We start from the raw sequence: 24022 nt of genomic DNA, 5'->3' as shown, positions 1-24022 counted from the left end.
GCACTTTTCGCGCAGCTCGGCCCATTCCGCGGGCGGGTCCAGCGCGGCGTCGTTGGGGATCGGATAGGCCAGGGTCATGCGGTTACTCCTCGGAAAGGTGGGTGGTGGCCAGAAGGCGGGCCTGCTTGGACATGCTCCAGCCGAGCACGCCGGTCACCCGGCCGTCCTGGCGGAAGAGGGCGGTGAAGCGGCCTCGTGCCGGATCGTCGTCCTCGATGGTCATCTCGGCCTGCGGCGAGGGCAGGCCGTATCCCTGGATCTTGATGTCGTACTGGTCGGTCCAGAAGTAGGGGATCGGGCTGTACGGCCGGTGGTCGCCGAGGATGCCGAGGGCGACCGACCGGGCCTGCTCGGTGGCGTTGGTGCGGTTCTCCAGCCGCAGCCGCCCGTGCCTCGGGTGATCGAAGGAGGCGACGTCGCCGACGGCGTAGACGCCTTCGGCGGCGCGGCAGTGCGCGTCGCACTCGATGCCGTCGCCCAGGGGGAGCCCGCTGCCTTCCAGCCATCCGGTCGCCGGGCGCGAGCCGATGGCCACCACGACCACGTCGGCTGGCAGGTGCTCACCGGTGGCCAGCCGTACCCCCGTGACGTGCCCGTCGGCGCCGGTCAGCCCGTCGACCGGCACGCCGAGCCGCAGCCGGACGCCGCGCTCGGCGTGCATCCGGCCGAGCATCGAGCCGGCCACCTCGCCCAGCTGGCCGCCCAGCAGGGTCCGGCCCAGCCCGGCGAGGGTCACCTCCAGGCCCATCGTGCGGGCGGTGGCGGAGACCTCCGCGCCCAGCACCCCCTCGCCCACGACCACGAGCCGCCGGGCTGCGGTCAGGTCGCGGCGCAGGGCGAGCGCATCGTCCAGGCCGCGCAGGACGTGCACGCCCGCCAGCCCGTCCTGGCCGGGAAGCCGGCAGGGCGTGAGGCCGGTGGCGATGACCAGGACCTCGGCGTCGAGCTTCCGGCCGGAGGCGGTGGTGACGGCGCGGGCCGCCGCGTCCAGCGCGACGGCCGGATCGCCGCGTACGAACTCGGCGCCCAGTGCCTGGATCTGCTCGCCGCTGCGCAGCTGAGCCCGGACGGGCTCCCAGACGCCGGCCAGGACCTGCTTCGACAGGGGCGGCCGGTCGTAGGGGAGATGCGGATCCGCGTCCAGGAGGCTCAGCCGTCCCCGGTAGCCGTGCCGCCGGAGCGCCTCCGCGGTGCCGAGCCCGGCTGCCGACGCGCCGACGATCAGCACGCTTTCTGGTTGTGTCACGTTGCTAGCCTACACTTGTAGGGAAACCTACACATGTCGGCATACGATAGGCTGGCAGCGTGGCCACGATCAAGACCCAGTCGAGCGACCGGCGCGTCCGCCGCACCCGAGCGGCCCTGGCCCGCGCGCTGATCCGGCTGGTCGCGGAGCGGGATCTGGCCAGGATCAGCGTCTCCGACGTCGCCGAACTCGCCGAGGTGAGCCGCTCGTCCTTCTACGACCACTACCGCGACGTGCACGAGCTGGCCGAGGACGCCTGCACGACGATGATCGACGGTCTGATCGAGTCGGTGCCCAAGCCCACACCCGGTGCGGACGATCTGGCCCAGGAGGCGACCGAGTCGCTGACGGCGTTCTTCGCCAGCCTCACCGAGCACGCGGGGCTCTACCGCGCGCTGCTGGGGGCGCAGGGCAGCGCGCGGGTCCTGGACCACATTCGCGGTCGCATCGTCGAGGCCACCCGCGACCGCCTGGTCGCGGGCGTCGACGGTCGCCTGCCCGAGCGCGTGCCGCATGACGTCACGGCGGCCTTCACCGCCGGGGCGCTCATCGGGGTGGCCGTCGACTGGTTGCAGCGCGGATGCCCGCGTCCTCCGGCCGAGATGGCCGAAGTGACCTGGCCGCTGCTGCACGCGCTCTACCGCATCAACGGCTAGATTCCGGCGACGACCGAGGCCAGGAACTGGCGGATCGCCGACTCCACCTTCACCGTGTCGCGGTCGAAGAGCCACTGCGCCTGCAGGCCGTTGATGAGGGCGATGGTCATGGTGGCCAGGGTCTCGGGGTCGATCGGCGAGCTCAGCTGCCCGCGCTCGGCCAGGGCGGCGAAGGCGGCAGAGTAGAAGCGCCGGAGCATGCGGTAGCGGTTGGCGTAGTACTCGTGCGCGGGGTGCTCGGCGGAGGTCGCCTCGCCTGACAGGACGCAGTGCAGCTCCATGAGTCCGGGCTGCAGCTCGTTGTCCACGACGACGGCGATCATGCCGTTGAGCGTCTCAACGGGGTTCACGGACGGGTCCAGCGCGCCGGCCGACTCCAGAAACGCGGTGCCGCGCTCGTCGCGGAGCTCCAGCACCCCCAGGAGCAGGTCCTCCTTGCGCGGGAAGTGGTGCAGCAGCCCGGTGTGGCTGATGCCGGCGCGCTTGGCGATGTCCTTCATGGTGGCGCCGTAGAAGCCGGTCTCGCCGAACGCGTCCACGCAGGCCTCGAGGATGCGCCGCCGTACCGCAGCCGTCTTCGCGTACGGCCCGCGGTTGGTCGATTCGGACATGGCCCCCCCAAATTAGTATCGTGATTCGGTTTTCGGTGCTAGCGTGACGTCACCCCCACGGTTCCTAGCAAGGACTCAACCATGCCTGAACTCTCCTCCGGCTTCCTCTGGGGTGCGGCGACCGCCCCACACCAGGTGGAAGGCAACAACGTCAACAGCGACTGGTGGGCCCTGGAGCAGCAGATGCCCGGCATGGAGCTCAGCGGTGACGCCTGCGACAGCTACCACCGCTACGCCGAGGACATGCGCCTGCTGGCCGACGCCGGGCTGAACTCCTACCGCTTCGGCATCGAGTGGGCCCGCATCGAGCCGGAGCCCGGCCGGTTCTCCCGCGCCGAGCTCGCCCACTACCGCCGGATGATCGACACCGCCCTGGAGCTGGGGCTCAGCCCGGTCGTCACCCTCCACCACTTCACCCACCCGCGCTGGTTCGCCGCCGAGGGCGGCTGGATGCGCGAGAAGGCGATCGAGCGCTTCCGGGCCTACATCCAGGCCGCGACCGGCATCCTCGACGGCGTCGAATGGATCTGCACGATCAACGAGCCGAACATGCTCGCCTTGATGATCACCATGAGCCGGCTGGCGCAGACGGGCGACGCCGCATCGTGGATGAGCCCGACCGTGGAGGGCGCCGCCCGCCCCGTGCTGCCCAACCCCGATCCGGAGGTGGGACGCAGGCTGGTCGAGGCGCACGAGGCCGCCCGCGAGATCCTGAAGAAGCACACCGACGCCAAGGTCGGCTGGACCGTGGCCTGCCAGGCGCTCACCCCGACGCCGGGCAACGAGGCCCTGCTCCGCGAGCTGCAGGACATCCGCGAGAACCTCTACCTGGAGCCGGCCCGCGGCGACGACTTCATCGGTGTGCAGTCCTACTCCAGCCAGGCGGTCGACGAGAACGGCATCGTCCCGCACCCGCTGGGCCCCGACACCACGCTGACCGGCAACGCCTACCGGCCCGACGCGATCGGCATCGCCGTACGGCATGCCCGGCAGGTGACCGGCGGCACGCCGATTCTCATCACCGAGAACGGCATCGCCACCACCGACGACACCCAGCGCATCCGCTACACCTCCGAGGCCCTGCACCACCTGTTCTCCTGCATGGACGAGGGCATCGACGTGCGCGGCTACATCCATTGGAGCGCGCTGGACAACTTCGAGTGGGGGCACTGGAAGCCCACCTTCGGCCTCATCGCCGTGGACCGCGAGACGTTCGAACGCACGCCCAAACCGAGCCTGGCCTGGTTGGGCGAGGTCGCCCGCCGCGGGGAGATCTGATGCTGAAGCCCCGCTCCACCCCCACGCGCGAACTCGTCAACCTGGACGGGATCTGGCGCTTCACCGTCGGCGAGCAGACCCTTGACGTGGCCGTGCCCGCCAGCTACAACGACCTGTTCACCGACAGCGCCATCCGCGACCACGTGGGCTGGGTGAGGTACCACCGCCAGGTGCGGGTGCCCCGCGGCTGGGCGGACGAGCGCGTCGTCCTTCGCGTCGACGCCGCCACCCACGAGGGGAAGGTGTACGTCGACGATGTCCTGGTGGCCGAGCACGCGGGCGGTTACCTGCCGTTCGAAGCCGACATCACCGAGCACGTGCGGGCAGGGGAGGAGTTCCGGCTCACCATCGGCGTCAACAACGAGCTGACCGACACGACCATCCCGCCCGGCACCGTCATCACGACCCCGGACGGCCGACGGCAGCAGCAGTACCTGCACGACTTCTACAACTACGCGGGCCTGGCCCGCTCGGTCTGGCTCTACAGCCGCCCCGCCGTCCACATCGAGGACATCACGATCGTGACGGAGCTCGACGGGACGGTCCACTACTCGGTGGAGACCAGCGAGCCCGCCCCGGTCCGGGTCCGGGTGCTGGACGCGTCCGGAACCTGCGTGGCCGAAGCTGACGGCGCGCACGGCGACCTCCGCGTCGAGGACGTCATCCTCTGGCGGCCTGGCGCGGGTTACCTGTACGACCTCGAGGTGGAGATCGCCGACACCGACGTCTACGTGCAGCCCTTCGGGGTGCGCACCGTCGAGGTGCGCGGCACCGAGTTCTTCGTCAACGGCGAGCCGTTCTACTTCACCGGCTTCGGCAAGCACGAGGACACTCCGGTCCGGGGCAAGGGTCACGACCCCGCCTACCTCGTCCACGACTTCCAGCTCATGCGGTGGATCGGCGCCAACTCCTTCCGCACCTCGCACTACCCCTACGCTGAGGAGGTGCTGGAGTTCGCCGACCGGCACGGCATCGTCGTCATCGACGAGACCGCCGCCGTCGGGCTCAACCTGGCCGTCGCCTCCGGGCTCATGGGTGCGCCGCCCCGGCCCACCTTCTCCCCGGAGACCTTCGGCGAGGCCACCCGGGAGGCGCACGCCCGGCACCTCCGCGAGCTGGTCGCCCGGGACAAGAACCACCCCAGCGTCGTCATGTGGTGCATCGCCAACGAGCCCGCCTCCAACGAGGAGGGCGCGCGTGACTACTTCGAGCCTCTCGTCGAGCTCACCCGCAAGCTCGACCCCACCCGCCCGGTGACCTATGCGGCCGTGATCTTCGCGACGCACGAGAACGACCGCATCGCCGATCTCTTCGACGTGCTCTGCCTCAACCGCTACTACGGCTGGTACGTCGCCACCGGCGACCTCGCCACTGCCCGCGTCTACCTCGAGGGCGACCTGCGCGGCTGGGCCGAGAAGTACGGCAAGCCGATCATCATGAGCGAGTACGGCGCCGACTCCATGCCCGGGCAGCACTCGGTGTGGGACATCCCCTGGACGGAGGAGTACCAGCTCTCCTACCTGGAGGCCAACCACCGCATCTTCGACCGGATCGACGCGGTGGTGGGGGAGCACGTGTGGAACTTCGCCGATTTCCAGACCGCTCCCGGCATCCACCGGGTGGACGGCAACAAGAAGGGCGTCTTCACCCGTGACCGGCGTCCCAAGGCGGCCGCCCACGCCCTCCGTGCGAGGTGGGCCGGGCTCGATGGCCGAAAGCCGTCAAGCGTCGCAGGGGAGTAGCCGCTGATTCGCCCGGTTTGAGCTTCATCGAGGGGTCACGTCCGGCGAAGTGGCGCCTCTCTGTGTCAAGCGGTTGAGCGCGGGGAGGTGTCTCGGCCGCGGGGCATGGCGCAGTGGTCCGAAGCAGGGCGGGAGCGTTGTTCGCCCGGCACGGACCTGCGCATGCCCCGGACGGACGTGGTCGAGGCCACCCGGGGGCCCCGTTCCACCTGCCCGAACGTCGTGCCCAGGTCGGACGACCGGCGAGATATGATCCGTTTACCGCGTGGCGCCGGCAGCGTCAGCGGCGGTCCCCCCGGTGCCGGGCGTGAGCGCGCAGCGGGTGCGGCACCATCGGACCAACACCGGCAGACGGGTATGTCCCGGTGAGGTGGGGAAGCGAAGGACATGAACCGGGCACCAGGCATGGTGGATGTGGCGCGCGAAGCGGGCGTGTCGCACATCACCGTGTCCCGCGTCCTCAACAACCACCCTTCCGTGCGGCCGGAGACCCGGGCCCGGGTCGAGGCCGCCATCGAGAAGCTCGGTTATCGCCGCAACAGCGTCGCCCGCGCGCTCAAGAGCCGCCGGTCCTCGACGATCGGCCTGGTGCTCGCCGGCACCGAGCTGTACGAGCTGCCCCGCATCCTGCGCGGCGTGCAGACCACGGCGCAGCGGGCCGGATACTGGGTGAACCTGGCCAGCTGGCAGGGCGGCACCACCATGGACCTGGCCGAGACGCTGCAACGGCTCACCGATCAGGCGGTCGAGGCCATCGCCGTCATCGCCGACCGGCCCATGGTGGTGGACGCCCTGGCCGACATCGTCACCGGCGTGCCCATGACCGTGATCATGTCGGGGAACGTCCCCAATCCGGACCTCGGCTTCGTCGAGCTCGACCAGGAGTTCGGCGCGCGGCTGGCCGTCCGGCACCTGCTGGAGCTGGGGCATCGCCACATCGCTCACCTGACCGGCTCGTTGCGGACCTTCGACGCGCGCGCCCGCGTCGAGGGCTGGCGGGCCGCGCTGAGGGACGAGGCGGGAGCCCGCGGTGAGTTGCTCGAGGGCGACTTCACCGGCAACAGCGGCTACCGGCTGGCCCACTACCTGGTCACCCGCGAGGGACATGAGCGCCCGACCGCGATCTTCGCCGGTAATGACCAGATGGCCATGGGCGTGCTGGCGGCCTTCGCCGAGCTGGGTGTCAGGGTGCCCGACGACGTCTCGCTGGTCGGCTTCGACGACATCGCCGGAGCGGCCTATCTGGTGCCGGCGCTCACCACGGTCCGCCAGGACTTCGTCGCCCTGGGGGAGCGTTCGATCGAGCAGGTGCTGCGGATGATGCGGGGCGAGCCGGCCTCCTGTGAGCGGATCCCTCCCGAACTGGTCGTCCGCCGCAGCACCGCGCCGCCCCGGCCGCGCGGCTAATCCGTTGCCGCCCCCCTGCCCGGCCGGTAGTCGAACCAGCGCACCCGTGCCCGCCCGCTGCCGGCGCGGCCGTTGCCGGTCGCGTAAAGGCCCAGGTAGACCCCGACGAACCCGCCCGCGCGCTCGGTGCTGAAGAAGGACCGTTCGACGGCGGCCAGGTCGGTCCAGCGATCGGTGCCGAGGTCCTGGACGCGGAAGGCGTAACCGGCTTCGTCCCCCTCGACGGCCAGTATCGCCTCCCCCGAGGGGAGCGGCGCGGTGGCCAGCCGGGTCGTCGTGCCCGTCTCCCGGATGGTCAGCACCGCCTGCGTGCTCCCGCCCTCGTCCACGGTGAGGGCGAGGGTGGCGTGGTGGTCCTGGTTCTGGAAGACGGTCAGGCCGGCCTCTTCCGACGGATGCGCCGCCGAGAAGCTGATCCGAGCCTGGGCGTGGAAGCGGACGTGCTGCTGACGCCGCCCGACGAAGGCCGGCACCCCGGTGGAGCTGAGCGGCTCGGGCGTCACCTCGATCTCCAGCCCTCCCCCGTCGGCGGCGGGCCTGACGAGATCGGTGACCGGCCCCCGCAGGCTGTTCCACTCCAGGCCGAGCACCGGCTCGTCGAAGTGCACCCGGCTCGCCGCGGCGACCTCCTCCTGCCGTGCGGACGCGAGCCCGGGCAGCCGTTCGGTCAGCCGCACGCTGCCCGTTTCCGGGGCGAAGACGGGTCCGTGGGCGGTCCAGGTGACGGGCACCAGGAACACCTCGCGGCCCAGCGTGTGAGTGCCCGCGATCGGGCGTACCCCGAGGGTCACCGCCCAGGTCTCGCCGTCGGGGGTGTCCACCAGGTCGACGTGGCCGACGTTGTGCACGGGCTCGTCCGGGCCGCGGTGCCGGTGCGTCAGCAGGGGGCTGCGCGGGTCGGTGACATAGGGGCCGGTGACAGTGTCGGATCGCGCGGCGGTGACGCTGTGGTTGCGTTCGGTTCCGCCTTCGGCGGCGATCAGGTGGTAGACGCCGTCGCGCTTGTACAGGTGCGGAGCCTCCACCCACGCCCCCCGGAGGGCCCCGTGCCAGAGCACGTGGGTGGGGCCGACGAGCTTGAGCCGGTCCAGGTCGAGTTCCCGCATCCACAGCTCGCCGGGCCCGCCGCCGGCCACGGCGTCGCGGCAGGCGGTGAGCCAGCATCGGCCGTCGTCGTCGAAGAACAGTGACGGGTCGATGCCCTCGGCCTCCAACGGGACGGGGTCCGACCACGGCCCTGCCGGATCGTCGGCGGTGACGACGAACGTGAGGCTGCCCCGCCGGTTCACCGCCAGCGTGGAGACCACGTAGAACCTGCCGTCGTGGTGGCGGATGGTCGGCGCCCAGACGCCGTCGGAGACGTCGAGTCCCTGGAGCGGAAGCTGCCCCGGCCGGTTCAGCACGTGCGTGAGCTGCCGCCAATGGACCAGGTCACCGCTGTGGAAGACGGGCAGGGCCGGATAGTACGCGAATGACGAGGTGACCAGGTAGAAGTCCGCGCCGACTCGGCAGATCGACGGGTCCGGGTGGCAGCCGGGCAGGACGGGGTTGCGGAAGGTGGGCACGGGGGCGGGCTCCGAAACGTTTTGCGGCTCTGTTACGAGGATGTGGCTTGACAGCATGACAACGTTAACATCAGGTTAGATCCCAACGCACGACCCGGCATCCCGCCGCGAGACGCACCACCTTGCCGAGGAGCTCGTCATGACCTCACCGACCCTCCCCCCGCCCCGACCGGAGGGACGCCGACGCCGCATCACCCTGCTGGGCGCCGCCCTGGCGGTCGCCCTGACGGCGTCGCTGGCCGCCTGCTCGTCCGCCGACACCCCCTCCTCGGAGAGCGCGAGCGCCGGTGGGCCGGTCACGCTGGAGTTCTGGACCTGGAGTCTCAAGGGCAGCGACCCGGCGGCGAAGGCGATCGTCGACAGATACCACCAGCTGCACCCGAACGTCACCGTCAAGCTGTCGGAGGTCGGCGGGACCACCGAGACCGCCTCCAAGCTGCTGGCCGCCGACCAGGCCGGCGACACCCCCGACGTCGTGCAGCTGGAGTACCGTGGCCTGCCCGCACTGGTGGTGGCCGGAGCCGTCAAGGACATCACCGCCGACGTGGCCGGCGCCAAGTCCGGCGTCGACCCCAACGTCTGGGCCCAGACCACCTTCAACGACCAGGTCTACGGCGTGCCCCAGGACATCGGCCCGATGGTGCTCACCTACCGCAAGGACCTGTTCGACAAGTACGGCGTGAAGGTCCCCACCACCTGGGCCGAGTACGCCAAGGCCGCCGAGCGGATCCGCAAGAAGGACCCCGACGCCTACATCGCCAGCTTCGCCGCCAACCAGCTCGAGTTCTTCGCCGCGCACGCCGCCCAGGCCGGCGCCCAATGGTGGAGCACCGACGGCAACGCCTGGAAGGTCGGCATCGACAGCGAGTCCTCGCTCAAGACCGCGGACTTCTGGCAGGACCTGGTGGAGCGGGACCTGGTCAAGGTCGAGCCGCTGCTCACCCCGGAGTGGAACGCCAAGATCAACGACGGCAAGATCCTCAGCTGGGCCGCCGCGGCATGGGCGCCCAGCGTGATCTACTCGGTGGCACCGGACACCGCCGGCAAGTGGGAGTCCGCGCCGCTGCCGCAGTGGACGCAGGGCCAGGCCGCCGTGCCGTTCCTGGGCGGTTCCGCCTACCTGGTGCCGGCCAAGTCCGAGCACGCCAAGGAGGCGGCGGCCTTCGCCGCCTGGCTGGGCGCCTCGGAGGAGGGCTCCAAGCTGCTGCTCGGCCTCGACATCTTCCCCGGCGGCAACGCCGGCCGCCAGGCGACCCTGACCCACGAGCCGCCGAAGCTGATGCCGCAGCAGAAGGACTTCTACAAGGTCACCGACCAAGTGATCAAGGACACCACGATCCCGGTGACGTGGGGACCCAACGTGAACGTCGCCCAGAGCGCCTTCGGAGACGCGCTCAACAAGGCCGCACTCGACAAGACCTCCTTCCGCGAGGTGTACCAGGCCACGCAGCAGGCGGTCGTCGCCGACCTGCAGAAGGCGGGCTACACCGTCACCAAGTAGCCGCTGCGGGCCCGGTGACCGGCCGGGCCCGCGGCTCGACCCACCCTGGACGTCTCATGCCCGCCACCTCCGCCGGGCGACGCCCGCGCCTCCGCGCCGTCGCCACTCCGTGGCTGTTCGCCACGCCCGCGATCGTCTTCTTCACCCTGTTCCTGATCATCCCGATCGGCTACGCCGTCTACCTGAGCTTCCGCGGCTTCCGTGTCGAGGGCGGCGGCGCGTTCGGGCGGCGGGTGCAGGCCTTCGTCGGATTCGACAACTACCTCGCCGCGGTCACCGACCCCGAGTTCGTCGCCGGGCTCGGCCGGGTGCTGCTGTACGGCCTCATCGCCATCCCCGGCGTGCTCGGCCTGGCTCTGCTGTTCGCGCTGCTGCTCGACACCCCGAGAGTGCGGGCGCGCGGCTTCACCCGCACCGCGATCTTCCTTCCGTACGCGGTGCCCGGTGTGATCGCCAGCCTGTTGTGGGGCTTCCTGTACCTGCCCAGCACCAGCCCGCTCACCTACGTCGCCAGGCGACTGCACGCCGGGCCGCTGGACTTCTTCGGCTTCCCCGCGCTGTACTTCTCGCTGGCGAACATCGCGCTGTGGTCCGGCGTCGGCTTCAACATGATCATCATCTTCACGTCGCTGCGGGCCATTCCCACCTCCGTCTACGAGGCGGCCCGCATCGACGGGGCCAGTGAGCTGCAGATCGCCTGGCGGATCAAGATCCCGCTGGTGGCCCCCGCGCTCGTGCTCACCGGCCTGTTCTCCGTGATCGGCACCCTGCAGCTCTACAGCGAACCGGCCACGCTGCGGCCGATGACGACCACCATCAGCTCCACCTGGGTGCCGCTGATGAAGATCTACCAGGAGGCGTTCGTGAACGACAATCTCGGCGGAGCCGCCGCCGCCTCCGTCGTGCTGGCCCTGGGCATCCTCGTCCTCTCGCTGCTCCTGCTCCGTTTCTTCCAGCGCCGGACCTTCGGAGACAACGCATGAGCGCCATCCCCGGCACCGGCGACCGCCGGTTCCGCCGTCACCGGCTTGACGCGCGACGCCGTCCGCGGCTGCCGCTGGTGGTGCTGCTGCTCGGCGCGCTGTACTGCCTGACCCCCGTGGCCTGGGTGGTCATCGCGGCTTCCAAGACCCCGCGCGAGCTGTTCACCACCTTCTCCTTCGCCCCCGGCACCGGCATCCTCGACAACCTGGCCAACCTGAGCGCCTACGGCGACGGCCAGTTCTGGCGGTGGGGGCTCAACTCGCTGCTGTACGCCGGCCTGGGCGCGGTCCTGTCCACGCTCGTGTCCGCCATGGCCGGCTACGCCCTGGCCAAGTTCCGCTTCCGCGGACGCGAGATCCTGTTCTCGGTGATCCTCGCCGGTGTGCTCGTGCCGGGCATCGTGCTGGCCGTCCCGCAGTACCTGCTGCTGGCGAGCGTCGGCCTGGCCGGAACCCACTGGTCGGTGCTGCTACCGGTCATCATCAACCCGTTCGGCATCTTCCTGTGCCGGGTCTTCGCCACCGCCGCGGTCCCGGAGAGCACCCTGGAGGCGGCGCGCCTGGACGGGGCGGGCGAGCTGCGCGTCTTCGGCACCATCGTGCTGCCGATGATGGTGCAAGGGCTGGTCACGGTGTTCCTGCTGCAGTTCGTCGGCATCTGGAACAACTTCCTGCTGCCCTTCATCATGCTCTCCGACCAGGAGAAATACCCGATCACCCTGGGGCTGTACACGTTCCTGTCCAAGGGCGCGGGCGACAGTGACCTCTACCCGCTGGTCATCATGGGCTCGGCCGTGTCGGTCATCCCGCTGATCGCCCTCGTCCTGGTGCTGCAGCGTTTCTGGCGCGCCGACCTGCTGGCCGGCGGATTGAAGGGATGACCCACCGATGAAGTTCACCGACGGGTTCTGGCAGTTGCGCCCCGGCGTCACCGCGCTGTACGCGGCCGAGGCCTACGACATCTGCGCCGAGGAGGACGCGTTCACCGTGACCGCGCCCACCACGGTCATCAACCGCCGGGGCGACACCCTCAACCGGCCGGTGCTCTCGCTGCTGCCGTCTTCCCCCCTGGTGAACGTGATCCGCGTCCGCATCGACCACCACACAGGGGGCGGCGCGGAACGCGGCTTCGACCTCGTCGGCGCCGAGGACGGCCACGGCGTCGTCAAGGCGGACGACGCCGACGGCGCGACGCTCACCAGCGGCGCGCTGAGCGCGACCATGGCGCCCGGAGCACCGTGGAATCTGTCCTTCCACGGTGACGGACGCCCGCTGACCTCCAGCGGCCACAAATCCATCGGCTACTTCGCACCGAGACACGCGCCTTCACCTCGATGCCGATCTACGTGCGTGAAGGCGCCGTCCTGCCCGTCGGAGCCAGGGACGACCGGCCGGACTACGACTACCTCGACGGCCTGACCCTGCGCGTGTACCCGGGACCGGACGGCGAGACCACCCTCACCGTCACCGACCACGCCTCCGGCGAGCCCGCGCTGTTCACCGTCACCCGCTCCGGCGGCGAGGTCTCGGTCTCCTCTCCCCTCGCCGCCGGATGGACCTACGAACTCGCCTGACTCGCCGCGCCGGGGACGGCGACGAGGGTGCTTGCTCTCCGGTGGAACGACCGGCGCGGCCTTGTGGCCGGTGCGGCGGACGGCCCGCTGGGCGGTCAGGCGCGTCATCGCCGAGGCGCCGGCCGGAGATCGTCGGCCGGCGTCGGGCCGGCCGAGCCGTCTTGGACTCCTCGACGGCCGACACCCGCCGGGGCATCCGACCGGGCACCGAGGCGCGGTGGTTGAAGGCGTCCTCGGTGACGTCGACGCCCGGCCGCCGGGTCGCGGCTCACCGATTGCTAATTATCCCCTTTTTTGGTAGGAAATGTATATGTTCCTGACTGTGCGCCTGGTCCGGCGCCTCCACCTCGACCTGTGCCGGATGACCGGCTCGGCCTGTCGCTTCTGAACGTCGGCCCCACACCCGCGAGGTGCCCGCGGCCGATCTCCCTCCTCCCATGTCATGTCGTGTCCGCATCCCGGTGGTGCGGGCCGATCGCGCTGCCCCCGGAGCGACCGCTGTGACCTCTTTCACCCCCGCCCCCCCGGATTCCGGCCTCCGGAACTCCGATGCCGTCGCCGGATCCACCGGCCCGCGGGCCGCCGGAGGGACGCACACCGTCTCGGCGCCGGCCCGGCTCGCCCTCGCATCCCGGCGGATCGGCATGCGGGCGCTGTCGGTCCTCGTGCTGCTCGGGCTCTGGCAGTCGGCCGCCGTCGCAGCCGGCAACCCGTCGTTCGTGCCGGCGCCGCGGGCGGTATGGGACCAGCTCGTGCTGCTGTCCACCACCCACGACGGGATCCGCGGCTACAGCGGCCACCTGCTCGTCGAGCATCTCGGCATCAGCCTGCGCCGCATCCTCATCGGCTCGGCGCTCGGGGTGGCGGCCGGGCTCGTGCTGGGTGTCGTGCTGGGTGTCGTGCCCTGGATCCGTGTCGTGGCCGAGCCGGTGGTGACCTTCATCCGGGCGCTCCCTCCACTGGCGTACTTCAGCCTGCTCATCATCTGGTTCGGCATCGACGAGACCCCCAAGCTGTGGCTGCTCGCCATCGCGGCGATGCCGCCGGTCGCGGTGGCCACCGCCGCCGCGGTGCACGGTGCGCCGACCGGGCTGGTGGAGGCGGCCCGCGCGCTGGGTGCGTCACGGTGGCGCACGCTCACCGATGTGGTGCTGCCCAGCGCCCTGCCGGAGATCTTCACGGGGATCCGGCTGGCCGTGGGGATCGCGTACTCCTCGGTGGTCGCCGCGGAGACGGTCAACGGCGTGCCGGGAATCGGCGGCATGGTCCGCGACGCCCAGCGCTACCTGCAGACCGACGTCGTGGTGCTCGGACTGTTCGCCATCGGTGCCTCCGGGCTGCTCATCGACGCCCTGCTACGCGCCGCCGAGAACCGTCTCATCCCCTGGCGGGGTCGTACCTGAGCCGCCTCGATCCGCTGTCCCCGTCCCCGCCGACTCTCGTACCGCCCAGTTCAGAAGGAAACCGTGCCATGTCGCGACCACGCCTCAAACACCTGCTCCCGATCGTCCTGGCCGCCGTGGCCCTCGCCCTGACCGGGTGCGGCGACGGTGCCGCCTCCGGCGGAGGCGGCGGCGCGGCGGGCAAGACCATCCGCATCGCCTACCAGGCGTTCCCCAGCGGCGACCTCATCGTGAAGAACAAGGGCTGGCTGGAGCAGGCGCTTCCCGACTACACCATCACGTGGACGAAGTTCGACTCCGGCGCCAGCATCAACACCGCCTTCGTCGCCGGGAGCGTCGACATCGCGGCCATCGGATCGAGCCCGGTCGCGCGCGGGCTGTCCGCGCCGTTGAACATCCCGTACCAGGTGGCCTTCGTGCTGGACGTGGCCGGTGACAACGAGGCCCTGGTCGCGAGGGACGGCACCGGCATCTCGGCGGTGACCGACCTGCGGGGCAGGAAGGTGGCCACCTCATTCGCCTCCACCGCGCACTACAGCCTGCTCGCCGCCCTGGACCGGGCGGGGGTGCCCGAATCCGAGGTGAAGCTCGTCGACCTGGAGCCGCAGGACATCCTGGCGTCGTGGAAGCGCGGTGACATCGACGCGGCCTACACCTGGCTGCCGACCCTGGAGGAGCTCAAGAAGAACGGCAAGATGCTTCTCACCAGCCGGGAGCTGGCGACCGCCGGTAAACCCACGCTGGACCTCGGCGTGGTGTCCACCGCGTTCGTCGAGGCGCACCCCGGCGCGGTCGACGCCTGGCGCAAGGCCGAGGCCAGGGCGCTCGACCTGATCGCCGGCGATCCCGACGCGGCGGCGCAGGCGGTGGGCGCGGAGCTGAACCTCAGTCAGGCCGAGGCCAAGGCACAGCTCAGCCAGGGGGTCTTCCTCAAACCCGCTGATCTGGCGTCGCCGGAATGGCTCGGCACACCGGGCAAGGCCGGCGGCCTGGCGCAGAACCTGGTCAGCGCGGCACAGTTCCTCAAGGACCAGCAGAAGATCGACGCCGTGCCCGACCTCGCGACGGTTCAGCGGGCCATCTACAACGAAGGGCTTCCCGGTGCCCTCGATTCCTGACACCGCGGGCACCCGGGCCGAGGCCGGCGCGGAGGTCGCCGCCGTCCACGTGCACGAGGTCGAGCACGTCTACGGCACGGCCGGTAACGCCGTGACCGCCCTGGGCCCGATCTCCCTGACCGTCCCGCGGGGATCCTTCCTCGTGATCGTCGGGGCCTCGGGATGCGGCAAGAGCACGTTGCTGCGCCTCATCGCCGGTTTCGAGCGGCCGACCTTCGGCACCGTGCGGACCGGCGGCGTCGAACCCGTTCCCGGCAGGGGCGCGGGGATCGTCTTCCAGCAGCCCCGGCTCTTCCCGTGGAAGACCGTGGGCGGGAACGTCGAGCTGGCCCTGCGATACGCGGGTGTGCCCCGGGGCGAGCGCGCCCGCCGGGTGCCGCGCCTGCTGGAACGCGTGGGCCTGCACGACGTGGCGGACCGCCGGATCTGGCAGATCTCCGGGGGGCAGCAGCAACGCGTCGCCATCGCCCGGGCGCTGGCGGGCGACGATCCGCTGCTGCTGCTCGACGAGCCGTTCGCCGCCCTGGACGCGCTGACCCGCGAGCGGCTCCAGGAGGACCTGCGCCGGGTGAGCGCGGAGACCGGTCGCACCTCCGTGTTCGTCACCCACAGCGTCGAGGAGGCCGTTTTCCTGGGCACCCGCGTCGTGGTGCTCACCCGCCGGCCCGGCCGGATCGCGCTCGACCTCGACATCACCCTGCCGCGCACCGGGACGGCACCCGACGAACTGCGCGCCCTTCCCGACTACGCCGCTTTCCGCACCGCCGTCGGCCAGGCCGTACGCGCCGCCGCGGAGTGAGACCCCGACCCCTGAGGAGGATCGAGATGACCGCGCAGACCGCTGTCAGGCTGACCCTGAACCCGCTCGGTCCGCATTTCGGAGCCCGGATCGAAGGGCTGGACCTGGCGACGGCCACCGACGACGAACTTGCCGCGGTGCGAGCGGCGCTGGTCGAACGGAAGGTGCTGTTCTTCGGCGGGCAGAACCTCGACGAGGACAGCCAGGTGGCGCTCGGCCGGCGTCTCGGCGAGCTGACCGTGTCCCACCCCGTCGTCGAGGGCGTCGACGAGGAGCACCCCGAGATCTACGCCCTCGACAGCGCCGACAACGGCTTCGCCGACGTCTGGCACACCGACGTCACGTTCGTGCCCCGCCCGCCGCTCGGGTCGATCCTGCGGGCCGTCGTCCTGCCGCCCACCGGCGGCGACACGAGCTGGGCGGACAGCCAGCTGGCCTACGACTCCCTGTCCGCGCCGGTGCGCGAACTGGTCGACCAGCTCACCGCGGTGCACGACGGCGCCCGGGAGTTCGGTTACTACCTGGCCCAGCGCCGCGGCGGCCGGGGCAACGTCTGGGAAGGTGAGACCGTCACCCGGCTGGACCCGGTGGAACACCCCGTCGTCCGTGTCCACCCCGAGACCGGCCGCAAGGGGATCTTCGTCAACCCCGGGTTCACCTCGCATGTCGTCGGGGTGTCGGAGGCGGAGAGCCGGGCGATCCTGGATCTGCTCTACGCCCACCTGACCAAGCCCGAGCACACGATCCGCCACCGCTGGAGCGTCGGTGACGTCGCCATGTGGGACAACCGCAGCACCGCGCACTACGCCAACCGCGACTACGGCACGGCTCGCAGGGTGATGCACCGCGTCACCCTGCGCGGCGACCGTCCCGTCGGCCCCGCTCACCCGTCGCGGGCCGCCGGCTGACCACGGGGCGGCGTCCGGAGCCGGGCCCCGGCAGGGTCCGCGCATCCGTTCCGGCCGGACCCGCGTAACCGTCGTTGACAAGCTGAGGATGCCTCGACTTAACTGGCGAACATAACGTGAGGAAGCCTCCGTGTGTGCGCGAACAGGGTGAAGGAGAGGACATTGCCGGAAGGAATCGCCGTCTCGGTGCACGACACCGCGCCGGTCTGGCGCGGTGACACGGCGGGTGACGCGCTGCGCCGCTCGGTCGACCTGGCCAAAGCCGTGGAGGTCCTCGGCTACCGGCGCTACTGGGTGGCCGAACACCACAACACGCCGGCGCTGGCGGCATCGAGCCCGGCGGTGCTCGCCGGGCCCATCCTGGAGGCCACCTCCAGCATCCGGGTCGGCTCCGGCGCGGTGCTGCTGCCGAACCACTCGCCGCTGGTGGTCGCCGAGCAGTTCGGCGTGCTGGCCGGTCTCTACCCCGGCCGGGTCGACTTGGGGCTGGGCCGCGCCCCGGGCGGCTCGGGTGAGACCGCGGCCCGCATCGGCGACCCGCGCCGGCTGGACTTCGGCGACGCGCTGAACGAGCTGCGCGAGTACTTCGCCGGGGGCAGCGGCGGCGTACGGGCGATCCCGGAGCCGGCGACACCGCCCGAGCTGTGGATGGTGGGCTCCAGCGCCGGCAGCGCCGCCTACGCGGGCCGGCTGGGACTGCCCTACGTCTACGCGCACGCGATCGTGGGGGGTGGCGCCCCCGAGGCGCTCGACGCCTACCGCCGGGCCTTCCGGCCGTCGCCGCGGCTGCCCGAGCCGTGCGCGTGCGTGGCGGTGATCGTCGTCGCGGCCGACACCGACGAACGGGCGCACCGCCTGGCCGCCTCCTTCGTTTTCGGCCAGATCCTGATGCGCACCGTGGACCCGGGCATCGTGCTGCCGACCGAGGGGGAGACGGCCGCGCACACCTTCACCCCGCAGGAGGCGCGCTTCCTGCGGGAACGGATCGACCCCCAGTTCGTCGGCTCGCCGGATCGGATCGCGCCCCGCCTGGACGCGCTGCTGCGGCAGACCCGCGCCGACGAGCTGTTCGTGCTCACCCAGGTGCCCGACCACGGCGCCCGGGTCCGCTCGTACGAGCTGCTCGCCAAGATCGTCTCGTCCCTGTAGGCCCGCACGGGCCGGTGCTCCCGGGCCGGACCACCCTGCTCGGGGCTCCGGGCCGCCCGCCCTGCTCAGGGCTCCGGGTTGCGCGTGGTGATCCCCTCCAGGACGAGCCGGAGGAAGCGCGGGCTGCCGTCCCTGTCCGGCAGGGACTGCTCGCGCACCCAGGCGGCGCCGCTGAGGAGGTCGAACAGTTCGCCGGGGGTCAGGTCGGGGCGCACCCGGCCCGCGGCCTGCGCGGCGCGGAGCAGGTCCGCGCCGCTGCGATGCATCGCGTTGCACATGGCGTGTGAGGGGGTCCCCTCGTCGTACATGCTCTGCGCGAGGATGCCGACCAGCCCGCGGAAGGTGCTGAAGTGCCGTACGGCCTGCTCCATCCATTCCGACAGGGCCTCCAGCGGGTCGGGGGAGGCGGCCAGCCGTTCGGCGCGGGCGACGAGGTCGGCCAGTCCGTCCCTGGTGGCGGCCTCCACCAGGGAGGCGCGGGTGGGGAAGTGCCGGTACAGCGTGCCGATCGCCACCCCGGCCCGGGCGGCGATGTTCTCCAGTGACGCCTCGGAGCCGTCGGCCTCGAACGCCGTGCGGGCGGCGGCCAGGATCGCGTCGTAGTTGCGCCGGCCGTCCGCGCGTTTCGGGCGCTGGGCGATATGGGGTGTGCCGGTCGTCATCGAACCTCCCGCTTGACATCCTGAGGCGGCCTCAGTTTGACTCTTCACATCCAAACTGAGACTCCCTCAGTATAGTTCCGGCCGTTAACCTGAGGCTCCCTCGGTATGGCGCCGGCTGATCGGCCCCTGGAGGCCCCATGAGCACTGACAGCGTCTCCGGCGACGTCCCGGCCGGGGAGGTCCCGGCCCGGGGATGGGCCCTGGCGCTCACCGCGATCGTCGGCGCGGAGTTCATGCTGCAACTCGACGGCACCATCGTGAACGTCGCCCTGCCGGCCCTGCAGGCGGACCTCGGCCTGTCGGTCACCGGCGGGTCGTGGGTGCCGAACGGTTTCCTCCTCGCCTTCGGCGGGCTCCTGCTGCTCGCGGGCCGGCTCGGTGACGTGCTCGGCCACCGCAGGGTCTTCCTCGCCGGGATCGCGCTGGTCGTCGTCGCCTCGCTCCTGGCCGGACTGGCACCGGACCTGGAGGTCCTGCTGCTCGGCCGTGTCCTGCAGGGCGCCGGTGCGGCGATCGCCGGTCCGACCGGCCTGGCGCTTCTGGCGATCGTCTTCGAGGGGGAACGCCGGCAGCGCGCCTTCGGCCTGTACTCCACCGTCACCGGGCTCGGCGCCTCCGCCGGCATGGTCCTGGGCGGCGTGCTGACCTGGGCGGGGGACTGGCGCTGGAGCCTGCTGGTCAACGTGCCGATCGGCGTGCTCATCATCGCCGTCGCCGTCAAGGCGCTGGGCCTGCGCGACGAGACCACCCGCCCGCGCCCGCTCGGCCTGCCGAGCGCGCTGCTGGGCACCGCGGCCGTCACCGCCGCCGTCTACGGGCTGGTGCACGCCGCCGAGGAGGGCTGGGGTGACAGCGGGACCCTGTTCTCGCTGGGCGCGGCGCTGGTGCCGGCCGTGGCGCTGCTGGTGCTGGACCGGCGCACCGCGGAACCGCTCCTGCCGCCGGCCGTCTTCGCCGGCAGGGAACGGGCGGGGGCCTTCCTGGGCCTGCTGCTGCTCGCGGCGGTGCTCACCGGTTTCCTGATCTACCTGGTCCAGTACCTGCAGGGCGTGCTCGGGCTGAACGCGCTGCAGAGCGGCCTGGCCGTCCTGCCCTTCGGCCTGGCGCTGCTCGTCGCCACCCAGCTGCTCACCAAGCACATCGCGACCGTGAGCCTGAAGGCCCGCGCGCTGCTCGGCCTGGCCGTGGTGCTGGCCGGGGTGGCGTGGCTGACCCGCCTCGACGCCGGCAGCGACTACCTGACCGGCGTGCTCCCGGCGCTCGTCGTCATGGGGGTGGGTGTCGGCGTCGCCATCATCCCGTTCAACATGATCATTCTGACCACCGCCCCGCCGGAGCACGCCGGCGTCACCGCCGGCCTGCTGCAGACGGCGCTCACCATCGGCGGGTCGCTGGGCCTGGCCGCCCTGCTGATCCCGTTCACCCGGGACGGCGGCGTCGCGGCGAACATCTCGTCGGTGTTCGTCTGGGCCGGCGGGGCGTTGGTGCTGGCCCTGGCGGTGGCGCTGCTCCTCTGGTTCGGCCCCGGGGCGCGCGGGGCCGCACCGGCGGGACGGGGCTGAGCGTACGGGAGAGCCGGCGCCGTCCCTCCGGCGGTGACGTGGCGGCGGCAGCGGGTCCGCCGGCTTCCGATAGCGTCGGGACCATGCGGCTTCATGTGGGATGCGCGATGTGGACGCACAAGCCATGGCAGGGACGCTTCCTGCCTCATCCGCTTCCTCCGGAGGAGCGCCTGCGGTCCTACGCGACCTGGTGCAACGCGGTGGAGGGCAACACGACCTTCTACGCGACACCGGCGAGGAGCACCGTGGAGTCGTGGGCGCGGCAGACCGACCCCGACTTCCGTCTCGTGGTCAAGCTGCCCAAGTCGATCACGCATGGGAGCCGTCTCACCGGCGTCGACGAGGAGCTCCGATCGTTCCTGGAGGCGATCGAGCCACTCGGGCCGCGAGCCCACGCCCTCTGGGTGCAGCTGCCGGGGTCGTTCGCCCCGGCCGACCTCGGTGCCCTGGCGGTCTTCCTCCGCCGCCTTCCCGGCTCGTACAGATACGCCGTCGAAGTACGCCACCGCGCGTTCTTCGACGACGCGAGGTCCGAAGGGCTCCTGGAGAGGCTTCTCTCCGACGCCGGAGCCGAGTGGATCCCGTTCGACACCACTGCGCTGTTCCGGAGTCCTCCGACCAGCGACGCCGAGCGGGACGCGTGGACGAGGAAACCGCGCGTGCCCTTCCGGTCCCGCGCGCTCACCGACCGGCCGATCGTCCGCTACCTCGGCCGGGACGACACGGCGCGCACGGTCGAGGGCTGGCGGCGATGGGTCGGCACGGTCGTCGAGTGGCTGCGTGAGGGCCGCTCGCCGACCGTGTTCGTCCACACTCCCGACAACGCCGACGCGCTCATGCTCGCCCGCCGTTTCCACGACGATGTGCGGGCCCGTCTACCGGAGATCGAGCCGCTGCCCGAGCCGGCGCCGACCGAGCCGCTGACCCTCTTCTGACCGGCCGGGTCTCTCCGTCACCGAAGCCGGTGAGCGCCTGCGGGCACGGGTTCGCCGGAACGTGCCGCGTCCGGGGCCGGATCCGGGCGAGCGGACTCGCCGGCCCCCGGCTCCTTGCCCGCGGGGTGGACGGTGAGGCGGCCGTACGCCGACAGGAGTGTGGCCAGGTCGCCGGGCTTGCTTCGGAGCGTGGCGTCCAGGAAGGCGGCACTGGCCGCGGCGGTGAGGCGCGGTCCCGCGGTGCGGCCCGACGATCCGACGAGCGCGGGCACGGGCGGCAGGTAGAGCGGCGCGTCGGTGAAGGTGAGATGCGCCGCGCCGGGGACGGTGATCCGGTAGCCCGCCGCGGTGCTGAGCGTGAGGACCTGCGTGAGGCGGGGGATGTAGTCCGGGTTCTCGCCCGGGTCGACGGGAGGGGTGAGCGCGAGCGCCGGCTGGTGGAACGGTTGCGGGTCGGGGTCACGGGGGAAGCCGTCCAGGTTGATGACGGCCGCGAACCGGGGATCCTGGCGGGCGGCCTGCAGGGCGGCGGCCCCGCCCAGGGAATGCCCGGTCGCCGCCGCCCTGCCGGTGTCGAGGCGTCCGGTCAGCGAACCCGGGATCTCGCCGCGGTCGAGACGGCCGAGTTGGGTGAGGGCGAAGCTGAGATCGCCGGCCCGGACCGCCGTCCAGCCGGCCGCCAGCCGCTCGTCCTCGGCCGGGTCGCCGGTGGCTCTGATCCGCGTGCGGACCGTCCGGCCGTCGGCGAGAGTGACGACGGCCGAGTCGTAGGGGTGGTCGAGGGCCGCGACGACGTAGCCGCGGCTGGCCAGCTCCTCCGCCCAGGCGGTGTTCTGGGTGCGCACTCCGCCCAGCCCGGGGGAGAACAGCACGAGAGGGAATCGTCCGCCTCCGTCGGCCACGGCCGCGTCGAACACCGAATGTGTGCGGGCGCGCGGAGCGTCGTCGAGCAGGAAGCCGGGTATGCCGAGATAGCCGGCCACGCCGCGGGAGACGACGTGCGCCTCCTGCGCGGTGCGTCCGAGATACTGTGCCCGCTCGGCGTCCGCGGGGCTCTTCCGCGCCGGGTACCAGAGCTGGACCACGACCGTGCGCCGGTCATCGGGGTCGGAGGTGGCGGTCTCGGGACGGTCCGGGTCGGTCCACTGCAGCACCGTGGTGCCGACCGCGTACCGGCCCGACGGCTCGGGGAACACCGGCCGGGGGAACATCCACGCCGCCCCCGCGCCCGCGGCGACCAGGCCCAGGCACGCCGCCGAGCCGGGCAGGGCCAGCCACCACGGGGCCCGCCGCGTGGGGCGCCCGGTCCGCCGTCGCAGCAGGGGAGGAACGGCGAACAGGAGCGCGATCGCGGCGCCCGCGAGTACGGGCACCAGCTGCCAGCGCACCCCGAGTGCGATCAGCGCCGCTCCGGCCGGCACTACGGCCGCCGCCCCGGCGAGTGTGACCGGCCCGCGGGCACCGGCCGGGAGCCAGCGGGCCAGCACCAGGGCGACGGCGCCCAGCAGGACCGGAATCTCCAGGGGGGACACGCCGAGCCCCACGATCGTCTCAGTCATGAGCCCATCCTCGACGGGAGATCCGCGCCCGCCCATCCGTCCCGGGAAGGAGATCATGTGCCACCCGGGTCGGGGCTCGTGTACTACCGGGGTCGCACCGTGCCGGTCCGCCGGTCCGCCGCACCGTCCGCCGCACCGTCCGCCGCACCGTCCGCCGCACCGTCCGGCACGCCGGATGCTCGCCGGGTGCGGCTCCGGCCCGGACGGCTCACGACACTAGCCGCGGGGCAGGATGTCCGCGGCGATCCGCAGGAACAGGTCGTTCTCCTCGGTCGTGCCGATGGTCATGCGCAGTCCGTCGGTGCCGTACGCGCGGAGGATGACGCCGCGCTCCTCGAACGCGGCCGCCCTGGCCGGACCGTCGGGCATCGGCATGAAGACGAAGTTGGCCTGGCTCGGCACGACCGGGACACCGAGGGCGGTCAGGTGGTCGGTGACCCGGGTGCGCTCGGCGATGACGTGGGTGACGCGCTCCTTGAGCTCGACCCCGGCCTCGGGGGTCAGCGACGCGAGCGCCCCGGCCTGCGCGAGGGTCGAGACGGAGAAGCCCACGATGGACTTCCGGATCAGGCCGGCGGTCTCCGGGCGGGTCACGCAGTAGCCCACGCGCAGGCCCGCCAGGCCGTACGCCTTGGAGAACGTGCGCAGCACCGCGATGTTGGGGCGGTTCCGGAGCAGGTCGAGCCCGCGCGCCGACCCGGAGTCGGTGACGAAGTCGTGGTAGGCCTCGTCGAGCACGACGAGCACGTCGTCCGGGAGGGCGTCGAGGAGACGCTCCAGGTCGGTCCCGGAGACCACGGTCCCGGTGGGGTTGTTCGGGTTGCAGATGATGACCATGCGGGTCCGGCCGGTCACCGCGGCCGCCATGGCGGTCAGGTCGTGGGTGTGCCTGTCGTCCAGGGGCACCCGCACGGAGGCGGCGCCCGCGACGGTGGTCACGATCGGGTAGCTCTCGAACGCGCGCCAGGCGTACAGGATCTCGTCGCCCGGTCCGGCGATGACGGACGCCAGGACCTGGAGCAGCGCCCCCGAGCCGTTGTCCACCACGACCTGGGCGGGATCGACACCGTGCTGCCGGGCGAGCGCCGCGGTCAGTTCGAGCCGGTGGAAGTCCGGGTAGCGGTTCAGCGTCGTGCTCGCCTCGGCCAGCGCCCGGACGACATGGGGGAGCGGGCCGTACGGCATCTCGTTGGAGGAGAGCTTCACCTGCGGGAGGCCACCGGACGGCGCGCGACCCGGTGCGTAGGACACCAGCTCGTCGATGGCGGCACGGTGTTTGACGGTCATCTCAGCCCTCCAGGCCCGGTAAGCAGATCACATAAACCTATATAATGATTTATGTTGAATCTGCAAGGGTGGGAGAG

At 71.6% G+C, this 24022-nt stretch carries 22 protein-coding genes; 16 read left to right on the top strand and 6 right to left on the bottom strand.

Annotated elements, in window-relative coordinates; genetic code table 11:
* Window positions 1-82 precede the first annotated feature (82 nt).
* Complete coding sequence (locus ABD841_RS25705) at window positions 83-1246, bottom strand: NAD(P)/FAD-dependent oxidoreductase (protein WP_344976914.1); 1164 nt, start codon at window positions 1244-1246, stop codon at window positions 83-85.
* A 59-nt stretch (window positions 1247-1305) separates the two neighbouring features.
* On the opposite strand from ABD841_RS25705, the gene ABD841_RS25700 reads away from it, so the two are divergent.
* On the top strand, window positions 1306-1902 hold the full coding sequence (locus tag ABD841_RS25700) for a TetR/AcrR family transcriptional regulator (RefSeq protein ID WP_344976912.1): 597 nt from the start codon (window positions 1306-1308) through the stop codon (window positions 1900-1902).
* Here ABD841_RS25700 and ABD841_RS25695 read toward each other — a convergent pair.
* Window positions 1899-2513, bottom strand: a complete 615-nt coding sequence (locus ABD841_RS25695) for a TetR/AcrR family transcriptional regulator (protein WP_344976909.1) — start codon at window positions 2511-2513, stop codon at window positions 1899-1901. The two genes, ABD841_RS25700 and ABD841_RS25695, sit on opposite strands and share 4 nt — an antisense overlap.
* A gap of 81 nt (window positions 2514-2594) precedes the next feature.
* Between ABD841_RS25695 and ABD841_RS25690 the strand changes: the two genes are divergently transcribed.
* The 3 genes from ABD841_RS25690 to ABD841_RS25680 all read left to right on the top strand — a co-directional run bounded on the left by ABD841_RS25690 (window position 2595) and on the right by ABD841_RS25680 (window position 6940).
* A complete protein-coding gene (locus ABD841_RS25690; RefSeq protein ID WP_344976906.1) occupies window positions 2595-3791 on the top strand; it encodes a glycoside hydrolase family 1 protein in 1197 nt (398 codons plus the stop codon).
* A complete protein-coding gene (gene uidA / locus ABD841_RS25685; RefSeq protein WP_344976903.1) occupies window positions 3791-5533 on the top strand; it encodes a beta-glucuronidase in 1743 nt (580 codons plus the stop codon). Before ABD841_RS25690 ends, uidA begins: the two co-directional genes overlap by 1 nt.
* Before the next feature lie 387 nt (window positions 5534-5920).
* Complete coding sequence (locus ABD841_RS25680) at window positions 5921-6940, top strand: LacI family DNA-binding transcriptional regulator (RefSeq protein ID WP_344976900.1); 1020 nt, start codon at window positions 5921-5923, stop codon at window positions 6938-6940.
* On the opposite strand, the gene ABD841_RS25675 is transcribed toward ABD841_RS25680, so the two are convergent.
* Complete coding sequence (locus ABD841_RS25675) at window positions 6937-8505, bottom strand: glycoside hydrolase family 43 protein (protein WP_344976898.1); 1569 nt, start codon at window positions 8503-8505, stop codon at window positions 6937-6939. The genes ABD841_RS25680 and ABD841_RS25675 overlap by 4 nt on opposite strands.
* Before the next feature lie 139 nt (window positions 8506-8644).
* Here ABD841_RS25675 and ABD841_RS25670 point away from each other — a divergent pair, with 139 nt between their 5' ends.
* The 10 genes from ABD841_RS25670 (at window position 8645) to ABD841_RS25625 (ending at window position 17940) form a co-directional block, all read left to right on the top strand.
* Window positions 8645-10006, top strand: a complete 1362-nt coding sequence (locus ABD841_RS25670) for an ABC transporter substrate-binding protein (RefSeq protein ID WP_344976895.1) — start codon at window positions 8645-8647, stop codon at window positions 10004-10006.
* A 56-nt stretch (window positions 10007-10062) separates the two neighbouring features.
* Window positions 10063-10989 carry a carbohydrate ABC transporter permease gene (locus ABD841_RS25665; RefSeq protein WP_344976892.1) on the top strand — a complete coding sequence of 309 codons (927 nt, stop codon included), beginning with the start codon at window positions 10063-10065 and terminating at the stop codon, window positions 10987-10989.
* Entirely contained in the window at window positions 10986-11870 is an 885-nt protein-coding gene (locus tag ABD841_RS25660; protein WP_344976889.1) for a carbohydrate ABC transporter permease, read from the top strand. Before ABD841_RS25665 ends, ABD841_RS25660 begins: the two co-directional genes overlap by 4 nt.
* Before the next feature lie 7 nt (window positions 11871-11877).
* Window positions 11878-12408, top strand: coding sequence for a hypothetical protein (locus ABD841_RS25655; RefSeq protein ID WP_344976886.1), 531 nt, complete (start codon window positions 11878-11880; stop codon window positions 12406-12408).
* The gene (locus ABD841_RS25650) at window positions 12336-12563 is read left to right on the top strand and encodes a hypothetical protein (protein WP_344976884.1); all 228 of its coding nucleotides are present in this window, start codon (window positions 12336-12338) and stop codon (window positions 12561-12563) included. The genes ABD841_RS25655 and ABD841_RS25650 overlap by 73 nt, the downstream gene beginning before the upstream one ends.
* A 644-nt stretch (window positions 12564-13207) precedes the next feature.
* On the top strand, window positions 13208-13966 hold the full coding sequence (locus ABD841_RS25645; RefSeq protein ID WP_344976881.1) for an ABC transporter permease: 759 nt from the start codon (window positions 13208-13210) through the stop codon (window positions 13964-13966).
* 68 nt (window positions 13967-14034) lie between these two features.
* Window positions 14035-15084: a taurine ABC transporter substrate-binding protein gene (locus ABD841_RS25640; protein WP_344976878.1), complete on the top strand. Its 1050-nt coding sequence runs from the start codon at window positions 14035-14037 to the stop codon at window positions 15082-15084.
* Complete coding sequence (locus ABD841_RS25635; RefSeq protein ID WP_344976875.1) at window positions 15068-15883, top strand: ABC transporter ATP-binding protein; 816 nt, start codon at window positions 15068-15070, stop codon at window positions 15881-15883. Before ABD841_RS25640 ends, ABD841_RS25635 begins: the two co-directional genes overlap by 17 nt.
* 26 nt (window positions 15884-15909) lie before the next feature.
* Window positions 15910-16791 (top strand): TauD/TfdA dioxygenase family protein, encoded by an 882-nt coding sequence (locus tag ABD841_RS25630; RefSeq protein ID WP_344976872.1) that lies wholly within the window; start codon window positions 15910-15912, stop codon window positions 16789-16791.
* A gap of 162 nt (window positions 16792-16953) precedes the next feature.
* Complete coding sequence (locus tag ABD841_RS25625) at window positions 16954-17940, top strand: LLM class flavin-dependent oxidoreductase (RefSeq protein WP_344976869.1); 987 nt, start codon at window positions 16954-16956, stop codon at window positions 17938-17940.
* A gap of 65 nt (window positions 17941-18005) precedes the next feature.
* On the opposite strand, the gene ABD841_RS25620 is transcribed toward ABD841_RS25625, so the two are convergent.
* Entirely contained in the window at window positions 18006-18602 is a 597-nt protein-coding gene (locus ABD841_RS25620) for a TetR/AcrR family transcriptional regulator (protein ID WP_344976866.1), read from the bottom strand.
* 137 nt (window positions 18603-18739) lie between these two features.
* On the opposite strand from ABD841_RS25620, the gene ABD841_RS25615 reads away from it, so the two are divergent.
* Window positions 18740-20164, top strand: a complete 1425-nt coding sequence (locus tag ABD841_RS25615; protein ID WP_344976864.1) for an MFS transporter — start codon at window positions 18740-18742, stop codon at window positions 20162-20164.
* Between the two features lie 83 nt (window positions 20165-20247).
* Window positions 20248-21099 (top strand): DUF72 domain-containing protein, encoded by an 852-nt coding sequence (locus ABD841_RS25610; protein ID WP_344976861.1) that lies wholly within the window; start codon window positions 20248-20250, stop codon window positions 21097-21099.
* Between the two features lie 17 nt (window positions 21100-21116).
* On the opposite strand, the gene ABD841_RS25605 is transcribed toward ABD841_RS25610, so the two are convergent.
* Window positions 21117-22658, bottom strand: coding sequence for an alpha/beta hydrolase family protein (locus ABD841_RS25605; protein WP_344976858.1), 1542 nt, complete (start codon window positions 22656-22658; stop codon window positions 21117-21119).
* 216 nt (window positions 22659-22874) lie between these two features.
* A complete protein-coding gene (gene hisC / locus ABD841_RS25600) occupies window positions 22875-23945 on the bottom strand; it encodes a histidinol-phosphate transaminase (RefSeq protein ID WP_344976854.1) in 1071 nt (356 codons plus the stop codon).
* Window positions 23946-24022 lie beyond the last annotated feature (77 nt).

The organism is Streptosporangium fragile (genome assembly GCF_039534445.1).
GTDB classification, from domain to species: domain Bacteria; phylum Actinomycetota; class Actinomycetes; order Streptosporangiales; family Streptosporangiaceae; genus Streptosporangium; species Streptosporangium fragile.
Note: the sequence above shows the minus strand (reverse complement) of the source record. Positions and strands in the feature narration are given on the sequence as shown.